This is a genomic window from Sphingomonas hengshuiensis (assembly GCF_000935025.1).
Classification (GTDB): Bacteria; Pseudomonadota; Alphaproteobacteria; order Sphingomonadales; family Sphingomonadaceae; genus Sphingomonas; species Sphingomonas hengshuiensis.
On the sequence record NZ_CP010836.1, the window covers coordinates 2,141,886 to 2,151,692 of the forward strand.

At 67.7% G+C, this 9,807-nt stretch carries 14 protein-coding genes; 9 read left to right on the top strand and 5 right to left on the bottom strand.

Annotated elements, in window-relative coordinates:
* Positions 1–35 precede the first annotated feature (35 nt).
* Positions 36–1,730 carry a hypothetical protein gene (locus TS85_RS25330; protein WP_227698739.1) on the top strand — a complete coding sequence of 565 codons (1,695 nt, stop codon included), beginning with the start codon at positions 36–38 and terminating at the stop codon, positions 1,728–1,730.
* Between the two features lie 57 nt (positions 1,731–1,787).
* Here TS85_RS25330 and TS85_RS09430 read toward each other — a convergent pair whose 3' ends face one another.
* The 5 genes from TS85_RS09430 to pspF form a co-directional block, all read right to left on the bottom strand.
* A complete protein-coding gene (locus TS85_RS09430) occupies positions 1,788–2,408 on the bottom strand; it encodes a superoxide dismutase (RefSeq protein WP_044331812.1) in 621 nt (206 codons plus the stop codon).
* A 104-nt stretch (positions 2,409–2,512) separates the two neighbouring features.
* Positions 2,513–3,772, bottom strand: a complete 1,260-nt coding sequence (locus tag TS85_RS09435; protein ID WP_044331814.1) for an adenosylmethionine--8-amino-7-oxononanoate transaminase — start codon at positions 3,770–3,772, stop codon at positions 2,513–2,515.
* Positions 3,769–4,386, bottom strand: coding sequence for a dethiobiotin synthase (gene bioD / locus TS85_RS09440; protein ID WP_044331816.1), 618 nt, complete (start codon positions 4,384–4,386; stop codon positions 3,769–3,771). Before bioD ends, TS85_RS09435 begins: the two co-directional genes overlap by 4 nt.
* Positions 4,383–5,537: an 8-amino-7-oxononanoate synthase gene (locus tag TS85_RS09445; RefSeq protein ID WP_044331818.1), complete on the bottom strand. Its 1,155-nt coding sequence runs from the start codon at positions 5,535–5,537 to the stop codon at positions 4,383–4,385. Before TS85_RS09445 ends, bioD begins: the two co-directional genes overlap by 4 nt.
* A gap of 61 nt (positions 5,538–5,598) precedes the next feature.
* A complete protein-coding gene (gene pspF / locus TS85_RS09450) occupies positions 5,599–6,636 on the bottom strand; it encodes a phage shock protein operon transcriptional activator (protein ID WP_044331821.1) in 1,038 nt (345 codons plus the stop codon).
* A gap of 5 nt (positions 6,637–6,641) precedes the next feature.
* Between pspF and TS85_RS25335 the strand changes: the two genes are divergently transcribed.
* The 8 genes from TS85_RS25335 to TS85_RS09485 all read left to right on the top strand — a co-directional run bounded on the left by TS85_RS25335 (position 6,642) and on the right by TS85_RS09485 (position 9,694).
* Positions 6,642–6,932 (top strand): hypothetical protein, encoded by a 291-nt coding sequence (locus TS85_RS25335; RefSeq protein ID WP_155006354.1) that lies wholly within the window; start codon positions 6,642–6,644, stop codon positions 6,930–6,932.
* 98 nt (positions 6,933–7,030) lie between these two features.
* Positions 7,031–7,699, top strand: coding sequence for a phage shock protein PspA (pspA, locus tag TS85_RS09455; RefSeq protein WP_044331825.1), 669 nt, complete (start codon positions 7,031–7,033; stop codon positions 7,697–7,699).
* Positions 7,700–7,702: 3 nt separating this feature from the next.
* Positions 7,703–7,969: an envelope stress response membrane protein PspB gene (gene pspB / locus TS85_RS09460; RefSeq protein WP_044331828.1), complete on the top strand. Its 267-nt coding sequence runs from the start codon at positions 7,703–7,705 to the stop codon at positions 7,967–7,969.
* A 1-nt stretch (position 7,970) separates the two neighbouring features.
* Positions 7,971–8,351, top strand: coding sequence for an envelope stress response membrane protein PspC (gene pspC, locus TS85_RS09465; protein ID WP_044331830.1), 381 nt, complete (start codon positions 7,971–7,973; stop codon positions 8,349–8,351).
* A 32-nt stretch (positions 8,352–8,383) separates the two neighbouring features.
* Complete coding sequence (locus tag TS85_RS09470; protein WP_044331832.1) at positions 8,384–8,674, top strand: hypothetical protein; 291 nt, start codon at positions 8,384–8,386, stop codon at positions 8,672–8,674.
* A gap of 25 nt (positions 8,675–8,699) precedes the next feature.
* Positions 8,700–8,966, top strand: a complete 267-nt coding sequence (locus TS85_RS09475) for a hypothetical protein (protein ID WP_173426222.1) — start codon at positions 8,700–8,702, stop codon at positions 8,964–8,966.
* 165 nt (positions 8,967–9,131) lie between these two features.
* Positions 9,132–9,413 (top strand): hypothetical protein, encoded by a 282-nt coding sequence (locus tag TS85_RS09480; RefSeq protein WP_044331833.1) that lies wholly within the window; start codon positions 9,132–9,134, stop codon positions 9,411–9,413.
* Positions 9,414–9,496: 83 nt separating this feature from the next.
* Complete coding sequence (locus TS85_RS09485; RefSeq protein WP_044336108.1) at positions 9,497–9,694, top strand: hypothetical protein; 198 nt, start codon at positions 9,497–9,499, stop codon at positions 9,692–9,694.
* The last annotated feature ends 113 nt before the right edge of the window (positions 9,695–9,807 follow it).

A 9,807-nucleotide genomic window follows, 5' to 3' on the forward strand; every position in this document is an offset into this window, starting at 1 on the left:
ACGCCCGCGGCACCAATTCCCATGGGGGGGACAGAATGACATCTGGCGGCGCATCTGCGCCCAGCACGGCATTGCGCGGCATCCTCGGTGCCGCGCTGGTGCTTGCCGGCTATCTCTTCGCGATGCTGGTGGTGTTTCGCGACACCCTCGCGAGCGGGTTCGACCTAGGCTTCGGCGACCGGATGGACGCGATGATCGAGATGACGATTCTCGAACATTGGCGCTCGGTATTCCTCGGCGCAGCGACGTGGAACCAGCCGCTCTATTTCCATCCCTATGCCGACACGCTCGGCTATAATGACGGCTATTTCCTGTCAGGCCTGATCTATTCGGCATGGCGTCTGGGGTTCGAGCCCTTCCTTTCCGACACGCTGACGGCCTTCACGTTCAGGACGCTGGGCTATGTCGCAACGCTGTGGCTGGTGCGCGGCGTGCTGCGCTGGAGCTGGGGGCTGACGGTCCTGATCGCGACGCTGGCGACGATTTCGAACGGCATGTTCCTCCACGCGGGGCACGCGCAGATCAACACGCTGGCATTGCTCCCGCTCGTCGCGGGCCTCGCGACCCTGACCGTGCGCGCGGAGATCGCCGGACGGCCCCGCGCCCGCCTGCTGGCGGTGGCGACGGCGGCGGTGATCGGGGTGTGGCTGGTCAGCGCCTTTTATTTCGCGTGGTTCACGCTCTATTTCAGCTTGGTGTTGCTGCTGTGCTGGCTGGGAGTGACGGGACGCTGGCGCCCCGCCGCGATCGCCGCTTTGGTCCGCGCGCATGGCCGCACGCTGGCGACCTTCGCCCTCGCCTTCACCGTCGCCGTGATCCCCTTCCTGTTCGTCTACGTTGCCAAGCGCGTCGAGAGCGGCGGGCATGGCTTCATGATCTCCTACCTCGTCCAGCCGACCGATCTGGTGAATGTGGGCGAAGCCAATTTGCTCTGGGGCTGGCTGGTGCAGGGATTGCGGATCGCAGTCCACGCCGTCGCGCCGCCCGACGGACGGCTTGCCCGCGCATTGCTCGGCGGCGAGCATGAGTCGGGCTTCCCGCTGCTGCTGTTCGCGCTCGCCTGCGCCGCGCTGGTCCGGCTGGTCGCGCGGCGGGGCGACACCGGCTTCGCCCGCGTCTTCGCGCTCGCGATCCTGATAAGCTGGGCGCTGACGCTGCGGATCTGGCAGGTCTCGCCCTGGCTGCTGGTGCATTTCCTCGTCCCCGGCGCCAGCGGGCTGCGAGTCGTGCTGCGCTATCAGCTTTTCCTGGTGCTGCCCGTGCTGCTGCTCATCGGCATCGCGTGGCGCGCGCAGCTTGCGCAATTGTGGCAGCGCCGCCCCTGGATCGCCGGCGCGATCGTCGCGCTGCTGCTGGCCGAGCAAGTCAATCTCGCGCAGCCCGCGCGGCTCAGCCGCAGCGCACAGCACGCCGCGCTCGACACGATCCCCGCGCCGCCCCCCGGCTGCTCCGCCTTCTACATCGTCTCGACCCGCCCCGGAGCCCCGCTGTACCGCGACGCCCGGCTGGATGCGCTGTATCCGCACAATGTCGATGCGATGTTCCTGGCGGAACGCTGGCGGGTGCCGACGATCAACGGCTTCTCCACCTTCACCCCGCCCGACTGGAACTTCGCCGCCCCGCTCGCCCCCGATTACGATGCGCGGGTGCGCGCCTATGCCCAGCGCCACGGGCTGACCGGCCTGTGCCGTCTCGACATGCGCGCCGCGCAGCCCTGGTCGCGGGGCTGAACGCAAAAGGGGCGCCGAGCCTGCGCCCGACGCCCCTTTTCCGCAAATCCGAGTGGATCAGCCCTGGTCGGCCCGGCTTGCGCCTTCGCCGTCGAGGTTCTGGGCGACGAATTCCCAGTTCACCAGATTGTTGAGCACCGCATCCGCGAACGCCGGACGGGCATTGCGATAATCGATGTAATAAGCGTGCTCCCACACATCGAGCGTCAGCAGCGGGGTGATGCCGTGCGCGACGGGCGAATCGCCGTCATGGAGCGAGGTCACCTTGAGCGCGCCGTCCTCCAACACAAGCCAGCCCCAGCCGCTCGCGAAATGCCCGACCGACTCGGCCTTGAGCTTCTCGATCAGCGCCTCGGTGCTGCCGAAACCTTCGGTGATCAGCTCGGCCAGCTTGCCCGACGGGGCCTGCTTCTCGGGCGACAGGCACTGCCAGAAAAAGCTGTGGTTCCAAACCTGCGAGCTGTTGTTGAACAGCCCCTTATTGCCCTTTTCCTTGGCGTATTTGATCACGTCGGTCAGCTTCGCGCCGGCCAGTTCGGGGATGTCGGCAACCATCTTGTTGGTGTTGTCGACATAGGCCTTGTGATGCTTGCCGTGGTGGAATTCCAGCGTCTCGGCCGACATCGTCGGGGCCAGTGCGTCCTTGCTGTACGGAAGCTCGGGAAGTTCGAAAGCCATGCCATCCTCCTGGTTGGGGGGTTAATCCTTGCTTGCCCCCGCCTAACGCATGGGAGCGCGGGATGCCGCAACATTTTTTCTTGGCCAGCGATCGAGTGTTGCGATCACTCCGCCCCGCCAAAGCGCGCCGCCGCCTGGCCGATCGCGGCATAGACGGCATCGAGCTGGTCCTCGTCGATGCAGTAAGGCGGCATGACATAGACGGTGTTGCCCAGCGGGCGAAGCAACAGGTCCCGCTCGCGGAAAAAGCCCAGCAGCCGCGGCCCGATGTCGGAGAGATAGGCCCCCGCCGGGTCGCCGATCTCCAGCGCCGCGATCGTCCCCAGCGCGCGCGGGTTATGCACCCCCGGCAGCCGCGCCACCGCATCCAGCCGCACCCGCTGCCGCGCCGCCAGCGTAGCGACTCGCTCCAGCACCGGCTCGTCGCGCCAGATCGCCAGATTGGCGGCAGCGGCGGCGCAGGCGATCGGATTGGCGGTGTAGCTCGACGAGTGGAAAAACATCCGCGACCGGTCGCTCGACCAATGCGCGTCGAAGATCGCCTCGGTCGCCAGCGTCACCGCCAGCGGCACTGCCCCCCCGGTCAGCCCCTTGGACAGGCATAGCAGGTCGGGCACCACCCCCGCCTGTTCGCACGCCAGCAGCGTGCCGGTGCGGCCCCATCCGGTCATCACTTCGTCGGCGATGAACAAAGTGCCGTGCGCCGCGCACACCGCGCGCATCTCCGCGAGCACCCCGGCGGAGTAGACCAGCATCCCGCCCGCCCCCAGCACCAGCGGCTCGACGATCAGCGCGGCGGCATCGGCGCACGCCGCCGCCAGCGCGTCCAGCGTCGCCTGTTCGCGCCCCGGCGCCGGAAAGGGGATGGTGGTCACATCGAACAGCAACGGTTCGTACGCGCGGTTGAACACGCCGCGCGCGCCGACCGACATCGCCCCGATCGTGTCGCCATGATAGCTGTGCTCCATCACGATCACGCGCTGCCGCGCCTCGCCGCGGTTGCGCCAATAGCCCAGCGCCATCTTCAGCGCGACTTCGACACAGGTCGATCCCGAGTCCGAGAAGAACACGCGGCTCAGCGCCGGCGGGGTGACCCGCACCAGTTCGCGCGCGACGGTCTCGGCGGGTTCGTGCGTCCAGCCCGCGAAGATGATCTGGTCGAGCCGCCCCGCCTGCTCGGCGATGGCGGCCATGATGCGCGGGTGGCTATGGCCATGCGTCGTCACCCACCAGGAGGAGATGGCGTCAATGATCCGCCGTCCGTCCTGCGTGGTCAGCACCGCGCCCTCGGCCCGCGTCACCAGCGGGATCGGCTCGCCCAGCCCGTGCTGGGTAAAGGGATGCCAGATCGGCGAGCCGCTCATGCCCCGAAGTCCGCAAGATCGAACTGCGCCGCGAAAGCAGCACGCAAAGCCTCCGGCGTCAGCGGATCGAGCCGGGGCAGCCGCCCCAGCCGCCGCACGCCCCCGATCGCCGCGATTATCGCCTCGCTGTCCTCCTGCGCCTCGCCGATAAAGGCGATGCCCACTATCGCCACGCCGCGCGCGCGCAGTGCCTCGATCGACAACAGGCTGTGGTTGATCGTCCCCAGCCCCGTGCGCGCCACCAGCACCACGGGAAGCCCCCATCGCGCCATCATATCGGCATAGAGCAGCTCGCGCGTGATCGGCACCAGCACCCCGCCCGCGCCCTCGACCACCAACGGCCCGGCGACATCGGGCAGCGCCAGCCGCGCCGGGTCGATCGTCACGCCGTCGATCTCGGCGGCGCGGTGCGGCGAACAGGGCGTGGTCAAGCGATAGGCCTCGGGCAACACCGGCACTCCGGCCAGAGCGCCTACCCGCGCACTGTCGCTGCCATCGTCCAGCCCGGCCTGCACCGGCTTCCAATAGCTCGCGCCCAGCGCGTCGGTCAGCGCGGCGGCGAAGACCGTCTTGCCGATATCGGTATCGGTGCCGGTGACGACGAAGCGCGTCATGCCGCGACGCTCCCGAGCGCGTCGGCCAGCGCGTCGACCTGCGCTTCGGTGACGTTGAGCGTCAGCGAGATGCGCAGCCGCGCGCTTCCCTGCGGCACGGTCGGCGGGCGGATGCCGCGCACGTCGAACCCGCGTGCCTGAAGCACCGCCGCGCGCGCCATGGTGGGCGCGTCCTCGCCGATCACCAGCGGCAAGATCTGGCTGCCCGTCGCCGCCACCCCATGCGGCGCCAGCACCCGCTCGGCATGCGCGACCAGCGCCGCGAGCGCCTCGCGCCGTTCAGGCTCGTCGGCCAGGATACACAGCGCCTCGCGCACCGCCGCGGCCATCAGCGGCGAAGGCGCGGTGGAGAAGATGAACGCCCGCCCGCGATTGATCAGGCTGTCGCGCACCAGCGCAGGTCCGCACACCAGCGCGCCCTCGCACCCCATCGCCTTGCCACAGGTGCGCAGCGTGATCACCGTCTCGCGCCCCTCCAGATGCGCCGCCAGCCCGCGCCCCTGCGGCCCGAACACGCCGGTCGCATGCGCCTCGTCGATCAGCAGCATCGCGTCGTGCCGTGCCGCCACCGCGACGAGATCGTCGAGCGGCGCGCGGTCGCCGTCCATGCTGTACAGGCTCTCCACCGCGATCCACGGCGTGCCGGTGCCCCCGCCGCGCCGCCATCCGCCGATCGCCTCCTCGACCGCCTGCGGGTCATTATGCCCCGCCGCCACGAAGGGCGCGCGCGCCAGCCGCATCCCCTCATGCGCGCTGGCGTGGATCAGCACGTCATGAACGATCAGGTCGCCGCGTTGCGGCAGCGTCGAGAGCAGCGCCGCATTGGCGGCATAGCCGGTGGACAGATACAGCGCCGCCGCGCACCCGAAAAACGCCGCCGCCTCAGCCTCCAGCGCTTCATGCTCGGGGTCGTTGCCGCGCAACAGTCGCGACCCGCCCGAGCCGACCGGCACCCCGCGCGCCACCGCATCCCGCACCGCCCGGCCCAGCCGCGCCGATCCGGCAAGCCCGAGATAGTCGTTCGAGGCGAAGTCGGCCCCGGCCTTGGGCTGAAGGCGCCGCAGCCGGTTCGCCTGCTCCAGCCCCAACAGGTCCTGCGCCTGCGCCGCCAGCGGAACAATGTGCGTCCGCTCGATTATGTCTGTATCCATGCGACCCCGTACCCGGTTTGCCGCAGCCTTGAGCAGATCACGGGCCAGCGATCAATGCACGCTATCCCCCCGCCCCCAGCAGCTCATGCCGCTTCAGCGCATGGCGCAACTGGTCATAGGTCAGCCCCAGCGCCTCGGCGGTCGATCGCTGGTTGTAGCGGTGCTCGGCCAGCGCCCGCGACAGCAGCTCGCGCTCGAACCGTGCCACGCGCGTCTTGAAGTCGCCCGCGCCTTCAAACACCGCCGCCGGTACTGCGTCGGGCACCACCGGCGCCGGAGCCGCTCCCTGCGGCTCGGTCGCGGCGCGGCTGGCAATAGGCCGCGGGCGATAGGGCGACTGGAACGGATCGATCTCGATCCGGTCGACCGGCCCGGCCTGTTCCCAGCGATACACCGCGCGCTCGACGACGTTGCGCAGCTCGCGGACATTGCCCGGCCAGTCATAATGGAGCAGCACATCGATTGCGTTCGGCCCCCAGCCCGGCCAGTCCGACCAGCCGATCTCCGACGCCATCCGCCGCCCGTAAAATTCGGCCAGCACTTCAACATCGCCGTCGCGATGCCGCAGCGGCGGCAGCGTCACGACTTCGAACGACAGCCGGTCGAGAAGGTCGGCGCGGAACGTGCCGCGATCGACTCGCTCGGGCAGATGCTCGTTGGTCGCCGCGACGATACGCACATCGACGCGCAGCGGGCGCGACGACCCGATCCGGGTAATCTCGCCATATTCCACTGCGCGCAGCAGCCGTTCCTGCGCGCCCATCGACAGCGTGCCGAGCTCGTCGAGGAACAGCGTGCCGCCATGCGCCTCTTCGAACCGGCCCACGCGCGCCTTGGTCGCGCCGGTGAAGGCGCCCGCCTCGTGCCCGAACAGCTCGGCCTCGATCAACGTCTCGGGCAGCGCGGCGCAGTTCATCACCACCAGCGGCTGGTCCCAGCGCGGGCTCAGCCGGTGGAGGCGTTCGGCGACCAGCTCCTTGCCCGTCCCGCGCTCGCCGATGACCAGCACCGGGCGATCGAGTGCCGCCGCGCGGCTCGCGCGCTCCAGTGCGTCGAGAAAGGCGGCCGACTGGCCGATGACATGCGTTGCGCGCTCCATGCCAAATGCTTGGCGAATTTTCCCAAACATTGGCAAGGAATTTTTTGGGAGCCGACACCGGCCAACGGCACAATAAGGCGAAAACCGCGGAAATCTGCGCCTTTCAGAAACTGGCACGCATCCTGCTATTGTATTGGCAAGCTCGACAACGAGCGAACGCAACCATCAAGGTTCAGGACACGACAATGACCTACCAAGCCGCAAATTTCCGCAACGCCTTTATCGGCATCACCTTCGCCCTTCTCGCCAGCGCCGTCTTCGTGGCAGGCGCGGTCGGGCCGGCAGTGATCGCCTGACGAGGTCTCCCCGCTCGCCTCCCTCGGCGAGCGGGAACCCGGCGGGAGGGTCTTTCCCTAGCTCCTCCCGCCGGTCCCCAATTCGAAGGAGTATCACTATGGGTATCTTTTCTCGGACCCGCGACATCATCGCCGCCAATGTCACCGATCTGCTCGACAAGGCCGAAGACCCGGCCAAGATGGTCCGCATGATCATCCTCGAAATGGAGGAGACGTTGGTCGAGGTCCGGGCTTCCGCCGCGCGCACCATCGCCGACCAGAAGGAAATGCGCCGCCACATCGGCAAGCTGGAAAAGCTCCAGGAGAGCTGGACCGAAAAGGCCGAGCTGGCGCTGTCCAAGGGCCGCGAGGACCTGGCCAAGGCTGCGCTGGTCGAGCGCCAGAAGGCTGCCGATATGTGCGAGCATCTGGGCGAGGAAATCGCGGTTCTCGACGAGGCACTCAAGGCCTCCGAGGAGGACATCAACAAGCTCCAGAACAAGCTGCGCGAGGCGCGCACCCGCCAGAATTCAATCGTCGCCCGGCTGGAAAGCGCGAACAACCGCGTCCGCCTGCGCGAAATGACCAACGGCCCGAAGATGCAGGATGCGTTCTCGCGCTTCGACATGCTCGAACGCCGGGTCGATTTCGCCGAGGGCCGCGCCGATGCCGCCGGGCTGGGCGCCGCGCCCAAGACGCTCGAGGAGGAAATCGCCGAGCTGCGTTCGTCCGAGAAGGTCGATGCCGAGCTGGAGGCCCTGAAGGCCCGCCTGAACCGGGGAGCCTGATCCATGGACGAGATCATCATTCCGATCCTGGCGATCGGGATCCTCTTCCTCGGGCTGCCGTGGCTGGTCTTCCACTATGTCACCAAGTGGAAGCAGGCCGCCACGATCACCGGCGAAGACGAAAAGCTCCTCGACGAGCTGCACTACACCGCCCGCCGCCTGGAAGAGCGGCTCATGACGATCGAGCGGATCATCGCGGCCGACAATCCGGACTTCCGTCCGAGCCAGCCGCAGAGCCCCTCGCCCTATGACATCAGCAGGAGGAACTGAAATGTCCGCCAGCCGCACCAAATTCTATCTCGACAAGCAGAATGCCAAATGGTCGGGCGTGTGCGCCGGGATCGCCGACTATACCGGGATCGACACCACCTGGGTTCGCGTCGGCGCCATCCTGCTCACGCTGGTCGGGGGCTTCCCCTGGACGCTGGTCGCGTACTTCCTCGTCGCCTGGATGGCGAACGCCAAGCCGGTCGGCCTGTACGAGACCGCCGAGGAGGAGAAGTTCTGGCAGGGCGTGCGGAGCAATCCCAAGCGCTCGACCGCCGAGGTCCGCTCGACCTTCCGCGACATCGACCGCCGGCTCGCCGACATCGAGATGTACTATACGAGCCGCAACACGCGCCTCGCCGACGAAATCGACAGCCTGCGCTGAGGCGCAGGCAGTCAACAGGGAGGGACTAAGCCATGAACGAGGACACCATGATCTTCGTGTTGATGATCGTAGCGATCTCGACCGCAGGCTGGCTCATCAACAACTGGATCCGCGCGAAGCACGGCTATGCGCTGGAGAATGAGTGGAAGGGCATGACGCCGAAGGGCAATCCCGAGGCCGATCGCAAGATCGAGTTGCTCTCAGCCGAGAATGAGCGCCTGACCGGGCAGATCTCTCGGCTGGAGGAGCGGATCGCGGTGCTCGAACGCATCGCCACCGATCCCGCCGAACGCACCGCCCGCGCGATCGACGCGCTCCGCTGAACCGCACCAACGAGGGAGTTGGACCATGATTTCTCCGCTTCTCATCCCCATCCTCGGCATCTCCTGCGGCCTGCTGGCGATCTTCGGCGGCGTAGTGGTCCGGCCGCTGCTCCGGCTCTGGGAGCGCAAGATGGAGATCGAGGCAGGGCTGGCCGCCGAAAAGGCCGCGCAATATGCGGCGCAGACCGAGCGGCTCGAACAGCGGGTCCGGGTCCTCGAAAGAATAGTAACCGATCGCGGTATCGCGGTTGCCGATGAAATCGAAAAGCTGCGCGACGCGCCGCTCAACTAAAGGATTACTTCGATGATTGTCTTTTTCGCAGTGCTGACGGCACTGTGCGGGGGAGCTGTTGCGCTCTCCGAGTCCCGCGACCGACCCCGCCGCCGCGCGGCGAAGCTGGTCCAGGCGCACGCGAACAACTGATCTCCCTGCGGGGGGACAAAGGGAGACAAGGTAATGGACCCAAGGGAAATGCTAGTCGCGATCGTCATTGTCGTGACCATCGGGAGCATCTTGCGCGCGCGCTATGGCCGCTATGATCGCCGAAGCCGCCGGGACCGGACGGAACTCCCGCAGCAGGGTAGCTCGGCTGCCGACCTGGCCGAAAATGCCCGGCTCCGCGACGAACTCCGCGCCCTGCGCGAGCGTGTCCAGGTGCTCGAGCGCGTCGTGACCGACAGCGAAACCAGCAGCGTCCGCCTCGATCGCGAGATCGAATCGCTGCGCGACCTGAAATAACCGTCTGACCAGGGAGGAATGACGTGACCTACGATCCCAACCTCTATGTCACTCTCGCCGTCGCCGGGCTTGCCGGACTCGGCATGGTCACCGCCGCGGGCCTCTCCGGCTGGCGGGGCTGGCTGGCGCTCAAGCAGCAGGAACTGCAGGGCCGCAGCACCGGCGCCACCGCCGATCCGGTGCCGAACGGCATCCCGTCCGCCGCATCGCGGATCGAAGTCGCCGACCTCAAGGAACGCATCCGCAAGCTGGAAGCGATCGCCGCCGGGGTGGACCTGTAAGGCTTCCCTTTATCCCCCTTCCGCTTGCGGGAGGGGTCAGGGGAGGGGTCAGGGGAGGGGAAATTTGGAGGGGGCCGGGTCCATGCCCTCCCCCGCCCCCTCCCGCAAGCGGA